The organism is Pseudoalteromonas sp. CR1 (assembly GCF_019392235.1).
GTDB lineage: Bacteria > Pseudomonadota > Gammaproteobacteria > Enterobacterales > Alteromonadaceae > Pseudoalteromonas.
The window spans coordinates 1-245 of sequence record NZ_JAHXRM010000525.1; the positions used below are offsets into that span (position 1 = coordinate 1).

Below are 245 nucleotides of genomic sequence, written 5' to 3' on the forward strand. Positions count from 1 at the left end.
TGGTGCCGCAGGCCGTCTCGCTCCAGCTCGCCCCCGGCATCATGTTCATCATCGCGCCTTCGTCGCGCGTGGCCGGGTCGCCTTCGAGGCTGAGTATGGTGCCGCTGTGGTCGGTCAGCACCATGATGGTTCCGGTTTCGGCGAGGAAGTCGCGCGCCATCGCCATCACCGGCGTGCTGGCGGTGAGCAGGTCCCCGTGCTTCTGCTGCAGCGAGTAGAGCGAGTTCTCGCTCAGTGGCGGCGGC

The 245-nt window shown here is 67.8% G+C and carries 1 pseudogene; it reads right to left on the reverse strand.

Annotated elements, in window-relative coordinates:
- Nucleotides 1-245 (reverse strand): annotated as a pseudogene (locus tag KZZ04_RS20405) (hypothetical protein); the annotation flags it as partial.